Genomic DNA, 15,956 nt, shown 5'->3' with positions numbered 1-15,956 from the left:
TGGGAACAGCGATGGTCTCACTAATTGAAAAGCGAGCGCTATTCCCTTGCCCGTAAATACAGGGCTATCTTACAATTTTAATCATGATTATGAAATGCCTGTACAGGGAATGGTGCGCTATGCCCTGTACAGCTGGGCGAAATAGGTACAATCAGAAAAACATACATGGAAAAGCACCCCATAATAAAGGAAAGACCAGCTTACAGTCTGGCAGAGATTACAAAATATTTTCTCAAACTCGGCACCTGGGGATTTGGGGGACCGGTGGCATTGGTTGGTTATATGCAAAGGGATTTGGTAGAGGAAAAAAAATGGCTGAGTGAAGAAGAGTATAAAGAGGGGCTTGCGCTTGCCCAACTGGCCCCTGGGCCTTTGGCGGCACAACTGGGTATCTACATTGGCTTTGTGCATTATGGATTGTTAGGTGCTACCCTTACCGGGCTGGCCTTTGTACTCCCTTCTTTTATTATGGTGGTGTTATTGGGTATGGCTTACCAGTTATACGGAGGCTTAACCTGGATGCAGGCCGTTTTTTACGGGGTTGGTGCTGCGGTAATCGGTATTATAGCCATGAGCGCCTATAAACTGACCATAAAATCCATTAGCAAGTTTGAGCTTACGGCCATGAAATCCAAGTGGCTGTTATGGCTTTTTTATGTCATTGGGATCATAATTACGGTAATTACCGAAAGGGAAGAGGTATTGCTTTTTCTCGGTTGTGGCATACTGTATATGCTGATCAAAGCCCCGCCGCAATGGATCAAAAAACCGACAACGCTCCCTGTCGGCATTCTGATCAGTACAGGCTTCTGGAACTATGACAGCAAAACACTGCAGGAAATAGGTTGGTTTTTTGCCAAAGCGGGTGCTTTTGTTTTCGGCAGCGGACTCGCTATTGTGCCTTTCCTGCATGGCGGAGTGGTTAAGGAATTCGGTTGGCTAACCGAACACCAGTTTGTGGATTCAGTGGCGGTGGCCATGATTACCCCCGGACCGGTAGTTATTACAGTCGGCTTTATCGGCTACCTGGTAGCAGGTTTTCCAGGCGCATGCGTGGCTGCCCTTGCAACTTTTCTTCCCTGTTATATTTTTACGGTCGCCCTTGCCCCATCGTTTAAGAAGATTGCCAGGAATACCAGCATCAAAGCATTTGTTGATGGGATTACCGCAGCAGTTATAGGTGCGCTCGTGGGATCGGTGATTGTAATCGGATTACGTTCTATAAAAGATATCCCAACAGCGTTTATTGCAATAGCAGCAGTACTCGCCCTTATTTACATCAAAAAACTTCAGGAACCCTACATTATTGGCGCTGCTGCAATTATCGGTTTACTCATCAAATTTATATAAATCATTTAAAATGTTAACAAGAAACCCCGTTTCAATTATAAGAACCCTTATACTAACGATTTGCTTCATGGCAGCAGGAATATTTTCCGTAGGTGCCCAGCAGAGCCCGTCTTACCCAAAAGTAACAGGCTATTTTGCGATACTAAATCCTATAGGTAGTTGGAACAAAAACGGTTTTGCCGATAATTTCTCAAGTGTATATACCCTAGGTTTTCCTTTCGGGATCAACATCCTGAAAAATGACCGTTTTGGGGTCAGCTTTGAGCTGGTACCTTCAATCAGGACGGAGCATGGCATTTCGAAGGTAAATGCTGTTCTTTTTCATCCTGGTGCTATGTTCCGTTTCAAACATGGCTTCACTTTTATCGGCAGGGCGGCATTTGAAACCAGTGGCAGGTTTGGTTTTACACCTGTTTTAAATCAGGTACTTTTGAAAGGCAAAAGTGTCAGTTTCTATGCAGCAGTCCCAATTCCGGTGAGGTTTGGAAACGCTCAGCCAGCTTCTATTGGAGCGGGGATCCAGGTTGGAGTGGGCTTTTAATCTATTAGGCTTTTATTGATCAACCTAAACACCTTGAAACATCTGTTAGTAAAAGTATAAAGATTTCAGGTGATTTTTGAACCTAAACTGGTCGGTATTTGAGTTAGGCCATACAAATTTCGTGTCAAAAAAAGGAAACACATACCACCTTTCATGCTGAATACAGAGGAGAATCCTTAGCCGATGAAATGCCAAATCCCAAACTATTATATTTAAAAATGATTCATAAAAACAGGTAGAAGACAGCTTTTTTTCATCCGCTAGCCATCTACCTTTATGCTTTTTAGTTGTAGTTTAAAACTTACAGTTGTGAACCGAGGGTTCCCGGGGTCTATTTTTTAGAATTATAGCCTTTTCTACCACTGCATAGAAAGTGGTTTGCATACATTTTCTGCTTTTAAGTGCTCAATTCGGCATTATTTATCCGGTGTTTGAGTATGGTGTATTTCTTTGATAACGATTACTGATCGCATTCGCATTGTTTAATTATCGATTGAAATGTATTAACTTTGCGAGAGACATCCAATAACTTTAAATATGAGGGTATTAATTGCTGAAGACGATGAGTTAATGCTCAGAACAGTCGAATTCCGTTTAAAAAAAGACGGCCATGAGGTAATCCTGGCGCGTGACGGGCGAGATGCGTTGCGGAAAATAGATGAATACCAACCTGACCTGATTATTTCCGATGTGATGATGCCTTACCTTTCGGGCCTGGAAATCGTGGCTGCGGTAAAAGAAAAAAGCCAAACACCTATCATCATCCTTTCTGGAATGGGACAGGAGGATATCGTACTTGAAGCTTTTCGTTTAGGTGCGGACGATTACTTAACGAAGCCCTTTAGCCCTAACGAACTTTCTGTGCGAATAAAGCGGTTTGCAGTAGTTAATCAGAGATGATTTTTTTTGAAGTACTGCTGTCGTTTTTCTTCGCGCTGGCGATCTGCCTGATCACATTTCTTTCTTTTTATTTATTTGTCAGGAAAATCTGGAGAAGGGAATATGTTAAGTGGGACAGGATGATAGATCTGTTACTTCGTAAAGCTATATTTTTTCATGAGGAGAAGGCCGGGCAACTGGCTTTAATTCCTGTAACTTCACGGTTAAAAGCCAACTTAAAGAACAAGAGATTCTGTAAGCAATTTGTAAAAAAAATTATTGCAGCAAAACGTAATATGTCTGGCCGGTATGGTGAAAACCTGCGTCATTTATACATTCAGCTTGGCTTAGACAAAAAGGCACTCCGGTTACTGGAAAGCCGAAAATGGCATGTGCGGGCTTATGCCATTCAACAGATAGGAACAATGGGCCTTAAAGAGCATCTTACCAGGATATACCGTTATACCAATAATAAAAATGACCTGGTTCGGATTGAGGCACAGATTGCCGTACTGAATCTTTTTGGGTTCGAAGGGCTTCGTTTTCTTGATATCATCTCCTACCAGATCACAGAGTGGCAGCAGATCAGGCTTTTAAAAGAATTGTCTGCAGTGCCACTGGCCGAGTTAACGGGGATTGACAAATGGCTAAACTCCGACAACCCGAGTGTTGTTATTTTTGCCCTTAAATTGGTCCGGAATTATCATCGGTATGAGCTTTATGAGCACATTGTAAGTTGCCTCGATCATGGTGATGCCAGTGTGCGGAAACAGGCGATCTCAACATTAACCGAAATATATACAGAAAGTACATCAGAAGAGCTCCTGAGCAGGTTCGAGGCAGAAACTTACAAAAATCAGATCGCTATCATGAATGCGATTGCAGTGATTGGGGATGTACAAAATGTTTCAACGCTGCTGGGTTACCTGGAAGCTGAGCAGCACGAGATGAAATTTGCGGTTGCACGTGCGCTTGTTAACGGCAATGCTAATGGCCTGGAGTGTCTGCTTAACGATCCCAGATCGAAAACCTATCCCTTAAACGACATGATTCCTCAACTAAAAAGCGAGATTAAATGGTGAGCTGGCAATCGTTTTTAATAGATTTTTTTACTTATGGGTTATTAACCTATTCGTTGGTACTTCTGTCCTGCTACATATTTATTGCGGCATTTTCGATCGGAGAGATCCGTAACTACCTGCGTAAAAATAGTTTTACAGATTATGGTGTACTGGCAGGTTCCAGGCAGGCGCCAAGTATCAGTATATTAGCACCAGCGTATAATGAGGGGGCTAACATTATCGAGAATGTGCGGTCTTTATTGTCTATTAATTATACCAACCTGGAAGTAATTATTATTAACGATGGAAGTAAAGATGATTCGTTATCAAAGCTGATTGAAGTTTATGATCTTTATAAGGCCGACTTTTTTGTTAACGGCCAGATTGAAACTAAGGAAGTAAGAGGCGTTTACAGAAGCAGAAAAGTAGTTTACAGAAAGTTAATCGTTGTTGATAAGCAGAATGGCGGGAAGGCAGATGCCTTAAATGTTGGTATAAATGTTTCAAGCAATGATTATATTGTTTGCATCGATGTTGATTGTATTTTAGAGCAGGACGCTATTCTGAAACTGGCCAAGCCATTTTTGGAAAACACGAAAAAGCGGGTGATTGCTACTGGGGGAGTGATTCGTATTGCCAATAGCTGCATTGTGGAAAACGGGCGTTTGCTCAAAGTTAAGCTTCCCAGCCAGTTCCTGCCACGTGTTCAAACGCTGGAGTATATTCGGGCCTTTTTGCTGGGTCGGATGGCCTGGAGCCGCTTAAATGGCTTGCTGCTCATATCTGGTGCTTTCGGCGCATTCGATAAAGAGATCGTAGTCAAGTGCGGGGGATATAATCACAAAACAGTAGGTGAGGATATGGAGTTGGTTGTAAGAATGAGACGATACATGGAAGAAAAGGGGATTGCGCACAAAGTGAGCTTTATCCCTGATCCGCTTTGCTGGACAGAGGCACCATCGACCTTTAAAATACTGGGGCGACAGCGAAATCGCTGGACCCGGGGCACAATTGAGACCCTGCAGATGCATAAAGTCATGTTCTTTAATCCCAAATTCGGGCTTTTAGGTATGATTAGCTATCCATATTGGTTTTTCTTTGAATTTTTAGCCCCTCTTGTAGAATTTTTAGGATTTATTGCCTTTATTGTTTTTGCCAGCTTGGGATTGATCCAGTGGTCTTTCTTTCTGGGCTTATTGCTTTTTATATTCAGCTTCGGATTTTTATACTCAGTTTTTGCAATATTGACGGAGGTGCTCACTTATAACCAATACAAAACGAACAGAAATCTTCTGCTTTTAATTCTTACTGCATTTCTGGAGCCATTAATCTTCCATCCGTTTGTGGTATGGTCGGCTATCAAAGGCAATATCGATCTGTTGAGGAAAAAGAATTCATGGGGAGAAATGACCAGGAAGGGATTTACAAAAGAAAAAGTTTAATAATGATCAGCCGTTTTAAATCAGCAAGCATAGTTTTTCTGCAAATCGCCCTTGTTTGGCTTATTGCTTTAATTGTAATCAGAGTTGTAGAAGTTGTGGTTAATGGATTAATTCATCAATTCCCGGCTAAGCTATTTAGTTTTATGCTGTGGTCATGGCTGGCAGATCTGAGCTTTTGGCTAAAATGGCTGATTTTTGAATTTATTCTATTTGTTCCGCTGTTTTTTGTACATCCTAAACTGGCTAAAGTTAGTTTTAAAGTATTTGTTGCCATTACCATCTTCATTCAGCTGGTGCTCTGCCAGTATTTCGCTACCGCCCTGGTGCCTTTGGGAGCAGATTTTTATGGTTACTCTTTTGCGGATATCAAGCAAACTGTTGGCGCATCCGGTACCGTAAGCATACCTTTAATTTTAAGTTTTTTATTCGTAATTGCACTCCTGGTCGTTACACTTAAGCGATTGCCAAACCGTATCAAGGTTCCGTTATGGCTGGCCTGGTCTTTACCTATACTGTCTGTTTTTTATCTAATGACCAGTGGCGAAGCGCATCTTTTCAAAAAAAACTTTGAAAATCTTTTTGTCAATAACCTCGCGCTGAATAAGGCCGATTACTTTTTTAGCAGCTCTTATACTCACTTTTATCCCGGGGATGAGGATGTGGATATTTATGCTGATGCCTACATTGGAGATTATGGCGACGGTAGTATTGCGCCCCCAACTTTCAGCTACCTGGGTGGCTCGGAATACCCATTTTATAGGAAAGCGAACGATCGTGATGTTCTGACACCATTTTTCAATAAAGCCAACGGTAAACCAAACCTTGTGATCATCATCGTTGAAGGCTTGGGCCGGGCGTTTACTAATGAAGGTGCCTATCTGGGAAATTTCACTCCTTTTATCGATTCATTAGCTAATAAAGGCCTTTACTGGAAAAACTTTTTAAGTGCTGGTGGTCGTACGTTTGCAGTACTCCCGTCTTTAATGGGATCTTTGCCTTTCGGTAAAAACGGTTTTCTTGAGCAGGGGCAGCAAATGCCAGATCATCTTTCTTTATTCAGTTTGTTGAAATTTAATGGCTATAAAACATCATTCTATTATGGAGGAGACGCAAGCTTCGATAATATGAGCCTATTTCTTCAAAAGAACAGTGTCGATGAAATCAAAGACCTTAAGTCCTTTTCGGCAGGTTACCCTAAGCTGCCGGAAGAAAATGGATTTTCATGGGGATATGGAGATCAGGAACTATATCGGTATTATCTGGCAAGCAGGCCTTCAAAAGCCACCAAACCTGCAGAGCTGAACGTAATTTTAACGGTCACCACGCACAATCCTTTCCTGATTAATGAACAGGAAAAATACAATTCCAGGTTTGAACAGCGGATGACGGACCTGGGATTCGACGAAGCTAAGAAAGATAATTATCGCAATTACAAAAATCAGTATGGCACTATTTTATATGCAGACGATGCTTTGAGGAGCTTTTTTAACAATTATAAGAAAAGAGAAGACTACGCCAACACCATTTTTTTAATTACCGGCGATCACCGGATGCCTGAAATTCCGATGAGTAATAAGATAGACCGCTATCATGTACCTTTAATTATTTATTCGCCGCTGTTAAAGCGTAGTGCGCAATTCGCATCCATATCTACACATTTTGATGTAACGCCTAGTTTGCTCGCCTATCTTCAGTCGGGCTATGGTATAGATTTACCCGGCGCTGTAAGCTGGCTCGGATCGGGACTTGACACGGCCCGCTCATTCAGAAATGTGCACAGTTACCCGCTGATACAGACCAAAACCGAGATGGTCGATTTTATCCAGGGCTCCTATCACCTCAACGGCACATCGCTTTATCAAATAGGCGATAATATGCAAGAGGAGTTAGTAAAAGATGAGGTGAGTTACGAACGCATAAAAAATGCCTTCGAAAGTTTTAAACGGAAAAATGCAGGTTTGGGTTCAAAGGCCAGGGTGCTGCCGCCATCGGTAATTTTAAAATATCGGCCAGCGAAGAAATAGCTATTTTTTATTGTACTCGCGTTCCTGATCAAGGATGGTGGTCATCATCGGGCGATAGAAATTCCAAAAGAAGCTCGATCGTTCCATCGGGTTACTGGTATCGTAGAATAACCATTTGAATGCACCAATCCCTTTGAAATAAGAGGAAGACAGGCTTACCGGGTTGTCGCAGAAATCTCCGGAGAAGTAATAGAAGCGATAATCGGTTTCTTTGTGCATCAACACGGCAGGGAAAACAGCACTTAGCCCATTTGCCTTCAAAAGCGCCTGCCCCTTTTGGTTAACATCCATCCGAAAGCTGGCAACCTGTGTATTAATCGCCCTGTTCGGCTGAATAACGTCAAACCAGAATGCATATTTAATCTCTTCAGGCAAACCCAGTACTTTTTGTCCGTATTCGCCACTGATAATATGGGGCATCGGGTTTTTTAAGTCGCGGCCATCCTCCAGGATGATAACCCTGTCCTGATCGCTAACCAAAGCAATGCCCGACTTTTTAAACGGCCAGTTGTTGTTATTTGCCCGTTTATAATTATTAATGAGCCATCGCGGCAGTTCCTTATTTCTTGTCGTATCAAGGCTTTCAAAAAAGCGGCCTGTCCAGCCGGTCCAGTGCATCGCGAACATATCCTCAAACTGCTTTCTGGTTTCTCGGCTTGTAGGGCTTCCTATGCTATTAAATTCTGTGATAATGAGCTTCTTTTTCTGCTTCATCTGCTTTAATAACTCAATATCCTGGCTACTCATCCCACCATAAACCATTCCGGAGCGTTCGTTGTTATTCTTTTGGGTATACCATTCGTTTCGATAAATGCCGTAGGTATCAGTAAAATAAACCAGGTTAATATCATCACTTAATTGCTGTAGCTGATCATTGTTAAACCGCTCCAATCCCTTCAGGCGAAATTTTTCTCCCTCCAAAGGGAAAAAACCAAAATAATCGTGGTCAATTTTATAAAACTTACTTGCTGTTTTTGTTAGTTTCTCATGATTTAATATCCATAAGAAGGAGATGTGTTCCTGGCCTGCGGGTGTAAGAACTGTTTTATCGATTATGGCAGCAACCATTTTGGTTTTTGGGCTTAAATACCAGCAGAGCCACATCGTTAATGGAATGCCGGCAGCAGCAGCCAATACAATCCATAGTTTTTTTACCTTCCTTTTCATTAGAAACGTCTGATGTAGCCAATCCCAAGATCAAGTTGATTGCCTTTGGTGTCGGGCCTGTATTCCTGGTTCTCTAACCCGAGGTTAACGATGAGGATATTAAGCGATTTAAACGCTTTCCGGTAACCGAGCGTGATGTTATTTGATCGCAGCTTGTAAGCCGTGTTTCCAATTAAAACATTATTCTGGGGATCATCTGGCGATAAACCAGTGCCCAGGCGAAGGCTAAAATAATCATCGGCACCACCAAAATAGTACCGGGTGGTTAAGGCGAAAGATTGAGAAACCTGATCGTTGGAAGGGGTTAAAAAAGTCCGTAAATTAAACCAAAAGCTTTTGTAGTATTTCCCTACTGATGCGGTATAGCTCCAGGTTGATTCGCCAAAGGTTAAATAGCGAAATCCAGCTTCTGCTTCGAAACTTGCCGGTAGGTTTGCATACAATGAAAAGCCTGCACGGTAGTGAGGGAATACGCCTACGTCGTTAGAGTACCCGCCACTGATATAGGCCTGGAAGGTGTTTGATATACGCGGATATGCGTCTACCTCGAACTGAAGGCCGTTGCGGTTAAAACGGTTCGCATAGTTTACCCTTCCGGTAACCGAGCCCAATTTGGTTTGCCTGCTATAGTCTATACTCACAATGTGCCATGGATCATCGAATTGTTTATCGAAGTATACAAAGTCGTAATTGAGTCCTATCTTGTTTTTGGAAGAATTTTCCCTTACTCTTGCGGCAAGTGTGCGTGCTTCGGTGAGGTTGGGCGATCGTTTTAGCACCCCTTCAATAACTGCGTTTGCTTCGGTCCATTTTTTTAAGCTGTTGAGTATTTTAGCTTTCAACAGCAGGAGATCATCGTCTGTAGGATGGAAAGTAAGGCCTTTATTTACCTCAAGCAGGGCCTTTTCATTATTGTCTTCCCAAAATTCGAGGGTAGAATTAGCCAGATGTGCATCTTTGTTATCCGGCTGTTTCGCTAAAACCAAGGCGAAAGCTTGCCTGGCACTATCAGGTTGCTTGCTCCAGGTATAAACCCTGCCTAAAAAGATCCTGATATCTGCATAGTCCGGACTTTTAGCCAAAGCCTTTTTACTGAGTGCAATGGCCTTAGGATAGTCTTTTGAATCGAAAGCTGCAGTTCTTGCCTGGGTAAACAGCTCGTCTGCACTGCCTTCCTGCGCTTGCGAGAATTTGGAGAATACCAGGGCTGATAATAGCAATAAATAAAATTTGGGCTTCATGATAGCAAAAACTAGATTTTTATCAGACAGAAAATTACGAATGGCGTTGAGGAAGTTCAATGCGGAAGACTGTTCCCTGTCCTATTTCAGAGGTAATGAACATTTCACCATTTAGTTTATCGATGAGGTGTTTTACCAGCGATAAGCCAAATCCGTAACCTGTTTCACCTCCGGTGCCTTGTTTTGTGCCAATACCTCCTGTTAAGATTTGTTCAATTTCGTCTTCCGTGATTCCGACGCCGTTGTCGGCAACCACGATCCGTAAAATATTTGCTCCCGGTTTCACCACTACATCAAGGTCTACGTTTATCGTACCCCCGCTCGGGGTAAATTTTACCGCATTGGAAATCAGGTTCCCATTAATCTGCAGCAGCTTGTTTTTCGAAAAAACAATATTTTTTTTGTCTGGGTTAATATTGATATTCAGATTGATCTTTTTACAGGTTGCCTGCGGTTCGTAAAGCTCCTGAAGCTTGGCGCGGAAACTGCTGAGGTCAAATTCATTAACACCTGGACCTTTCACTTCATCATTACCAGAAAGTATTTCGTCGGCAAGATCTAAAAGTGATTTACTTCCGCTATGAATGAGTTTGATAAACTCAATTACCTGATCCAAATTGGCGCTTTTCCCTTGCTCAGTAATAATTTCTGACAGACCTATTATCCCTGCAATTGGTCCGCGAATATCATGAGCAACTTTTTTGGTCGATTCCTTAACATCTTTTAAATTGTTATGCAGCAACTCCATGGTCTGATAGGTTTTTATCCTGTTCATGATCTCTGCAGCAATGATCTTCAATAGCTCGATTTTCTCCGGGCCTAATGTTTTCAATCCGGTATCCAGCACACAAAGGGCACCGATGTTTAATCCGTCGTTATCCTTTAATGGTACGCCAAAATAATAACGAAGGGACAGCGGAGCACCGACATAGAAATTTTTGTTAAAGCGGTCATCTGCCGAAAGATCCACTACCTCGAACTGATCGTTTTGTGTAATCGTGTATTGGCACACAGACTCTTCCCGGGTCATCTGCTGTAAATCAAGGCCATGTCTGCCTACCGTCCACTGGGTATAGGCGTCGATGAGGTTAACCAATGAGATTTCTGTACCGGCTACTTTCGCGGCCAGATGGGTAAGGTCTTTAAAACTTTCAGACAGGCTTCCATAATCAATATCGAGATCGGATAACCTTAAAAGCCTTTCAGCTTCGTTATATGGTACAGGATAATTTATTTCAGACATGGGCTTATGTTGCTAATGTGGAATAATCATTTGCTTATCTAGGGCTACTATTGTCCTATCAAAAACATGCCGAAGATAAGGTTTTGACGGCAAAAATTCAGGAACACAACCTATATGTTTCTTAATTATTCTGGTTAGCAGCAATGGCAGAATATTGAACAGGGATATTTTATGGGGCCTGAGGGCTATGCTTCTGAAAATAAATCTCCTTTCAACTATCACTGTCGCTGCGGGCCGCAGTTCGAAGACACCAAATGATTCTTTGCAACTGAATAAGCGATCTTGACACGCTGTCTGCTGAAAAACCTTCGAAATGACGCTTATTTAGCCACGCTAAACAGGCCGTTTTTAACGCCACAAACTCAGTTGAAAATGGCACAACTGAATAATTTGAGTTGATCGGCTCACTAATTAAGGATACCCTGGCCATACATGACTAATTTGCTAGAGCTGAGCCGTACAGACAAAATATTTGAGCCGTAGAAGAAAGCATTGGGTATTTGGAATGTTGATCTTTGTTTCATGAACAACATCACAAAAATTCAGTTGGGTCAGAATGGCCCATTCGTATCTAAACTTGGTTTGGGTTGTATGCGTATGTCTTCTGTATGGGGTGGTGCTACACCCAGCGAAACAGAAAGTATTGCTACCATTCAGGAAGCATTAGATAATGGCATTAATTTTTTAAATACTGGCGACTTTTACGGTGCCGGTCATAACGAAATGTTAATTGGCAAAGCGATTAAAGGCCGGCGCGACGATGCTTTTATCAGCGTAAAATTCGGCGCCATCTTTCATAACGGCCAGTGGCTGGGATTAGACCTGCGCCCCATGGCGATCAAAAATTTTATCAATTATTCGCTAACGCGTTTGGGGATCGAAACGATAGACCTCTACCAGCCTTGCCGGATGGACGGCAGCGTGCCGGTAGCAGACATTATCGGAACGGTTGCCGACCTGATTAAAGAAGGTAAAGTACGTCACATTGGCGTGTCTGAAATTACGGCTGAGCAGCTTCGTCAGGCAAATGAAACTTACGCCATAAGTGCGCTGGAAATCGGCTATTCGCTGGCCGACCGTCAGATCGAAAACGAACTGCTGCCTGCAGCAAAAGAATTGGGCATTGCCGTAGTGGCTTTTGCCAATACAGCTGAAGGTTTATTAACCGGCGACATGAAAGCGCCACTTGCAGAAAATGATTACCATAACCATTTCTCCCGTTTTCAGGGCGAAAACCTGGTTCATAACCTCGAAAAAGTAGAAGTATTGAAACAATTGGCCTACAACAAAGGCTGTACACCTACACAGCTTGCTATTGCCTGGGTAAAGGAACAGGGCGATCATATCATGCCCTTAGTAAGCATGAGCCGCAGATCGCGCCTGCCCGAAAATATTAAAGCGCTCGATATTGTATTTACACCGCAAGAAATGAATACTTTAAATACTACTTTTGCAGTAGGTGCCATACGTGGCGGTACTTATTTACAGCGTTAAATGACCAATCCAAAAGAAATCCTCCCAGGCCTGATCTTTTATTCTTACCTCTCTGTCCAGCGGAAAGAGAAAGTGTGTTTCTGGAACCACCATACCCTGGTACTGCAGGTGTCGGGGCAGTTCACCTTAGAAACCGCCGGGCAAAGTATTTCGATGAGCGGAGGAGAACTGCTGTTGATTGGCAAAAACCAGCTGGGTACGCTCACCAAAACGCCACTGCCGGGAGGAAACTATGAAACCATCGTCATATCCTTGCAGGAAGACCTTTTGCGCAAAATCGTATTGGAAGAAAAGTTAACAGCAGACCATAAATACATTGGCCCGCCAAATATCCTGATTCCATCAAACGAATTCCTGGAAGGATATTTCCAGTCTATTGTTCCCTATGCCCGAAGCTCTGGTGCCACCATGACCAATGAAATGGGCATTTTGAAAGTGAAAGAAGGCATTAAACTACTGTTACTTGCCTTACCGGCACTGCGGAACTTTTTATTCGACTTTTCAGAACCCCATAAAATAGACCTGGAAAAGTTTATGCTGAGCAACTTTCATTTTAATGTGCCTATCGAAAAATTCGCGCAGCTTACTGGTCGCAGCCTGGCCGGTTTTAAACGCGATTTTATGAAAACATTCGGTGCGCCACCCCGCCATTGGCTGCAGGATAAACGGCTAAGGGAAGCCAAACACCTCATCGAAAGCAAACACCAGAAACCTTCTGCCATTTATCTCGAGCTTGGTTTTGAAAGCCTGTCGCACTTCTCACATGCTTTTAAAAAGAAGTTTGGTGTGGCACCTACTGCGGTAAATGCGTAGGGTGTGGGTTTAAAGAACATACAATATTTCACATCTTGACCTAAATGCCTGACCAAACCTCGTGCAGGGTAAAATACTGACAGATGTGATCTTAAGCATTTTATGTACCCTTTAAAATCAGTTGTAAATAGAACTCCTTTTCTACTAGTCCAAATCTGCACAACACCTGATAAGGAGATCTACAGCATTTTCTGAACTTAAGACCGCTTCCGCAGAAGCAGCTTGCTGTCCTTTCAGGCTGAGGATACCTGAGCAGGTGGTACAGCACCCTGGCAATCCGGTGGTGGTCATTGCAACCAAACAGATCATAGAAATATTCTAGTATTCCCATCGTCCCATGCGAGCGCTCATTTAGATAGTAGCCATGGGTTTCCCTGAATTTCTGGTTAAAAAAATAGGGAATAAGCTGTTTTCTGATAAACCACGACAGGTCGATTCCATCTTTACAGAGTAGACTTTCCTCGGGCGGTGAAATGATGCAGCAATGACCATCCTGGAAAACATGCCAGTCAATGTTTATCGGCAGACGCCCCCCGGTCTCATAGACATAGGGAAATGCATACGGATAATGGTCGCTTTCCACAATCCTGATCCCGTAGGTATCCAGCAGATCTCCTTCATGCGAATATAGTTGCAGCGAGCCTTCAATGGATACCTGGCCAGTTTCATCTTCAAGATATTGCAATCCTGGGAAATGAGCATGAATAGCCATTGCATGGGTATTGAAGATACTATTCATCCTACATTCCCCATGGTGATGAGCTAGCCGCCCCAAGCCCTATACCAAATGAAGAAAGATTCGATGATTGCACTTTGTCCTCACCTTCAGGAAATCGGTTGCCTAGGTGTTTACGCCATAACCTGCTTGCTTTTAATTCATTTTCTTCTCGCAGGGCAACCTCAGCATCTTTGAGGAAGGATTCAAGTGCGCTCATAAAATTCTCCTGTCTGGCGCTGTCGTAATTTTCAAAAAGGTCATCGTTCGGGCTGGCTGGAACAATGCAACTGAAATTACTTTCCAGTGCTTTTTTGATTTCCTTCAGGATATCCCGCAGGCTGATATCTTCCCGCTTGTTCAATACAATATGTGCTTTGGCATTCGAGGCAAGGATGGTCATCGCAAGTCCGCTGGGCATCTTATTTCGTTTATAGTCACACCAAGTTTTCAAATCCCTCACAATATTGATCAATAAGCCATTACTGTCTTTTTTGTCATTGAACCATTTGATCATTGCCTTTGGGTCGCTATCTTCCCAACCAGTATTCTTCACGGCCAGACGGTATTCTTGCCCGTCTATTTTGTAATATACCGGATAATCCAGCTCGTAATCATTGGCAAATGTCTTTCTAATGCATTTTTTCCGGTGTTCCGGTTCCGTTGAAGTATAGCCATATACCGCATCCCATACCCATCCTTGCAGTGTTGTTGCTGCGACATCCGGCGAGCGGAAAAAATATACGCCATCATCCACATCACAAACATCGTCTTTGGTTCTGATTACCGTGCCCATTTTATAGGAACCCTGGGTGAAAAATTTGGGTACATAAGTGGGGTGATTGTCCTTGAAGTATTTCCGGATACGCTCCCGAAGCGCTTTCTTCGATGTTTTCATTCTGGTCTTTTTACCAGTGTTGAGGGAAATTTCCTGTTGGAAACCCTCGAACAATTTTTGACAGTCTGCCATTATTCTTGATTTAAAAGGTTAACAATTCTATGTGCATGCTTTTTGGCGAGTTCTCCGCCGATTGCTTCCAGCCGCTCAATATCCTTTGCCTTGGATGCATTCAGGTCGACAATGTCATCTCCAAAATCATATTGGATGCGCTCATACGTAAAGGTTTTTCCGGTTCTTAAAAACATCCTGTTGATGAACATTACGTATTGTTCGGTGATCTGGGCTTGGCTGTCAAGGATAAGGTCAAGCAATCGCGGCTTGGGCAAAAACCAGTACCAGAAATTCTTTGGAAGCCAGTGCTTTTTGATGACTTGTTTTCCACGTCCAGTCCCCAGTGAAACAATTTCGATATCAGCAGGATCAATCATCAATTTCTCGGTAGCCTCCAGTAAGCCTACCAGCGCCGGGTTGTTCGCAAAAATTCCCCCGTCAATCATATTAATGTTCGAACCACTACCCAGCTTATTTTCATAGGAGAAGGAGTGGGGTGGGAAATAAACAGGAGCAGAAGCGCTCGATAAGGCTACCTCATGTGCCGGAAGCTTATAATCTCGGGTGTAATCTTTATGGTGACGGGTTTTGAGAATATTGATTTCACCGGTATTTCCATTGAATGAAGGGATGCAAACACTAGTCTTCAAGTCATTGAGTAAAGGAGCAGATCCACCGTTTGCATCGCTAAAAACCTGCTCCAAAAGTTTCCTCAGCTGCTTGTTACTATATATGGGGGAAACCAGGGCCTTTGCCTGGCGGGAAAAAAAATACCACCGCGGGAAAATTACGGCTGCGTTTTCCTTATAAAATTGCGTTAACCGGGAAGCAGGAATGCCTAGTGCAATGCCTATAGCGAGTATAGCACCGGTCGAGGTTCCGCAGATTAAATCAAAATATTCATATATTTTCTTTCCCGGTACCTCTTGGGCCAGCAAATCCTCGACCTCTGCTAATACCTTAGCGGGAATCAGACCTCGAATGCCACCCCCATCGATACATAATATCCTAAACCTCTTTCGCCTTTCCATCGA

14 protein-coding genes are annotated in these 15,956 nt (G+C 43.0%); 8 read left to right on the top strand and 6 right to left on the bottom strand.

Annotated elements, in window-relative coordinates; genetic code table 11:
* The first annotated feature begins 165 nt into the window (after positions 1-165).
* The 6 genes from AC07VK_RS23050 to AC07VK_RS23025 all read left to right on the top strand — a co-directional run bounded on the left by AC07VK_RS23050 (position 166) and on the right by AC07VK_RS23025 (position 7,297).
* Positions 166-1,350 (top strand): chromate transporter, encoded by a 1,185-nt coding sequence (locus AC07VK_RS23050; protein WP_492963259.1) that lies wholly within the window; start codon positions 166-168, stop codon positions 1,348-1,350.
* A 67-nt stretch (positions 1,351-1,417) separates the two neighbouring features.
* A complete protein-coding gene (locus AC07VK_RS23045) occupies positions 1,418-1,891 on the top strand; it encodes a hypothetical protein (RefSeq protein ID WP_492963261.1) in 474 nt (157 codons plus the stop codon).
* A gap of 537 nt (positions 1,892-2,428) precedes the next feature.
* Positions 2,429-2,791 carry a response regulator transcription factor gene (locus AC07VK_RS23040; RefSeq protein ID WP_492963263.1) on the top strand — a complete coding sequence of 121 codons (363 nt, stop codon included), beginning with the start codon at positions 2,429-2,431 and terminating at the stop codon, positions 2,789-2,791.
* Complete coding sequence (locus AC07VK_RS23035; protein WP_492963265.1) at positions 2,788-3,852, top strand: HEAT repeat domain-containing protein; 1,065 nt, start codon at positions 2,788-2,790, stop codon at positions 3,850-3,852. Before AC07VK_RS23040 ends, AC07VK_RS23035 begins: the two co-directional genes overlap by 4 nt.
* Positions 3,846-5,273, top strand: a complete 1,428-nt coding sequence (locus AC07VK_RS23030; RefSeq protein WP_492963267.1) for a glycosyltransferase family 2 protein — start codon at positions 3,846-3,848, stop codon at positions 5,271-5,273. Before AC07VK_RS23035 ends, AC07VK_RS23030 begins: the two co-directional genes overlap by 7 nt.
* Before the next feature lie 2 nt (positions 5,274-5,275).
* Positions 5,276-7,297 (top strand): LTA synthase family protein, encoded by a 2,022-nt coding sequence (locus AC07VK_RS23025; RefSeq protein WP_492963269.1) that lies wholly within the window; start codon positions 5,276-5,278, stop codon positions 7,295-7,297.
* Here AC07VK_RS23025 and AC07VK_RS23020 read toward each other — a convergent pair whose 3' ends face one another.
* Genes AC07VK_RS23020 through AC07VK_RS23010 form a run of 3 tightly spaced genes read right to left on the bottom strand, consistent with a single transcriptional unit; the run spans position 7,298 to position 10,948 of the window.
* Positions 7,298-8,464, bottom strand: a complete 1,167-nt coding sequence (locus tag AC07VK_RS23020; protein ID WP_492963271.1) for a hypothetical protein — start codon at positions 8,462-8,464, stop codon at positions 7,298-7,300. It lies immediately after the preceding gene.
* On the bottom strand, positions 8,464-9,705 hold the full coding sequence (locus AC07VK_RS23015; RefSeq protein ID WP_492963273.1) for a YaiO family outer membrane beta-barrel protein: 1,242 nt from the start codon (positions 9,703-9,705) through the stop codon (positions 8,464-8,466). The genes AC07VK_RS23020 and AC07VK_RS23015 overlap by 1 nt, the downstream gene beginning before the upstream one ends.
* Positions 9,706-9,739: 34 nt before the next feature.
* The gene (locus AC07VK_RS23010) at positions 9,740-10,948 is read right to left on the bottom strand and encodes a GAF domain-containing sensor histidine kinase (protein WP_492954272.1); all 1,209 of its coding nucleotides are present in this window, start codon (positions 10,946-10,948) and stop codon (positions 9,740-9,742) included.
* Positions 10,949-11,470: 522 nt separating this feature from the next.
* Between AC07VK_RS23010 and AC07VK_RS23005 the strand changes: the two genes are divergently transcribed.
* Together AC07VK_RS23005 and AC07VK_RS23000 are read left to right on the top strand one after the other, a co-directional pair.
* Entirely contained in the window at positions 11,471-12,442 is a 972-nt protein-coding gene (locus AC07VK_RS23005) for an aldo/keto reductase (RefSeq protein WP_492963275.1), read from the top strand.
* A complete protein-coding gene (locus AC07VK_RS23000; protein WP_492963277.1) occupies positions 12,443-13,255 on the top strand; it encodes a helix-turn-helix domain-containing protein in 813 nt (270 codons plus the stop codon).
* A gap of 100 nt (positions 13,256-13,355) precedes the next feature.
* Here AC07VK_RS23000 and AC07VK_RS22995 read toward each other — a convergent pair whose 3' ends face one another.
* Genes AC07VK_RS22995 through AC07VK_RS22985 form a run of 3 tightly spaced genes read right to left on the bottom strand, consistent with a single transcriptional unit; the run spans position 13,356 to position 15,953 of the window.
* Positions 13,356-13,994 (bottom strand): YecA family protein, encoded by a 639-nt coding sequence (locus tag AC07VK_RS22995; protein WP_492963278.1) that lies wholly within the window; start codon positions 13,992-13,994, stop codon positions 13,356-13,358.
* Position 13,995: 1 nt separating this feature from the next.
* Entirely contained in the window at positions 13,996-14,940 is a 945-nt protein-coding gene (locus AC07VK_RS22990; protein WP_492963280.1) for a cyclic GMP-AMP synthase DncV-like nucleotidyltransferase, read from the bottom strand.
* A complete protein-coding gene (locus AC07VK_RS22985; protein ID WP_492963282.1) occupies positions 14,940-15,953 on the bottom strand; it encodes a CBASS cGAMP-activated phospholipase in 1,014 nt (337 codons plus the stop codon). The genes AC07VK_RS22990 and AC07VK_RS22985 overlap by 1 nt, the downstream gene beginning before the upstream one ends.
* Positions 15,954-15,956: the final 3 nt, after the last annotated feature.

The sequence above is a fragment of the Pedobacter sp. GW821-FHT01D05 genome (assembly GCF_059422505.1).
Note: the sequence above shows the minus strand (reverse complement) of the source record. Positions and strands in the feature narration are given on the sequence as shown.

Excerpts from the sequence above, each read along its gene's own strand:
- AC07VK_RS22990 (WP_492963280.1), bottom strand. The coding sequence starts at position 14,940 with ATGGCAGACTGTCAAAAATTGTTCGAGGGTTTCCAACAGGAAATTTCC.
- AC07VK_RS23040 (WP_492963263.1), top strand. The coding sequence starts at position 2,429 with ATGAGGGTATTAATTGCTGAAGACGATGAGTTAATGCTCAGAACAGTC.
- AC07VK_RS23010 (WP_492954272.1), bottom strand. The coding sequence starts at position 10,948 with ATGTCTGAAATAAATTATCCTGTACCATATAACGAAGCTGAAAGGCTT.
- AC07VK_RS23050 (WP_492963259.1), top strand. The coding sequence starts at position 166 with ATGGAAAAGCACCCCATAATAAAGGAAAGACCAGCTTACAGTCTGGCA.
- AC07VK_RS23015 (WP_492963273.1), bottom strand. The coding sequence starts at position 9,705 with ATGAAGCCCAAATTTTATTTATTGCTATTATCAGCCCTGGTATTCTCC.
- AC07VK_RS22985 (WP_492963282.1), bottom strand. The coding sequence starts at position 15,953 with ATGGAAAGGCGAAAGAGGTTTAGGATATTATGTATCGATGGGGGTGGC.
- AC07VK_RS23045 (WP_492963261.1), top strand. The coding sequence starts at position 1,418 with ATGGCAGCAGGAATATTTTCCGTAGGTGCCCAGCAGAGCCCGTCTTAC.
- AC07VK_RS23030 (WP_492963267.1), top strand. The coding sequence starts at position 3,846 with ATGGTGAGCTGGCAATCGTTTTTAATAGATTTTTTTACTTATGGGTTA.
- AC07VK_RS23000 (WP_492963277.1), top strand. The coding sequence starts at position 12,443 with ATGACCAATCCAAAAGAAATCCTCCCAGGCCTGATCTTTTATTCTTAC.
- AC07VK_RS23025 (WP_492963269.1), top strand. The coding sequence starts at position 5,276 with ATGATCAGCCGTTTTAAATCAGCAAGCATAGTTTTTCTGCAAATCGCC.
- AC07VK_RS23020 (WP_492963271.1), bottom strand. The coding sequence starts at position 8,464 with ATGAAAAGGAAGGTAAAAAAACTATGGATTGTATTGGCTGCTGCTGCC.
- AC07VK_RS22995 (WP_492963278.1), bottom strand. The coding sequence starts at position 13,994 with ATGAATAGTATCTTCAATACCCATGCAATGGCTATTCATGCTCATTTC.
- AC07VK_RS23035 (WP_492963265.1), top strand. The coding sequence starts at position 2,788 with ATGATTTTTTTTGAAGTACTGCTGTCGTTTTTCTTCGCGCTGGCGATC.
- AC07VK_RS23005 (WP_492963275.1), top strand. The coding sequence starts at position 11,471 with ATGAACAACATCACAAAAATTCAGTTGGGTCAGAATGGCCCATTCGTA.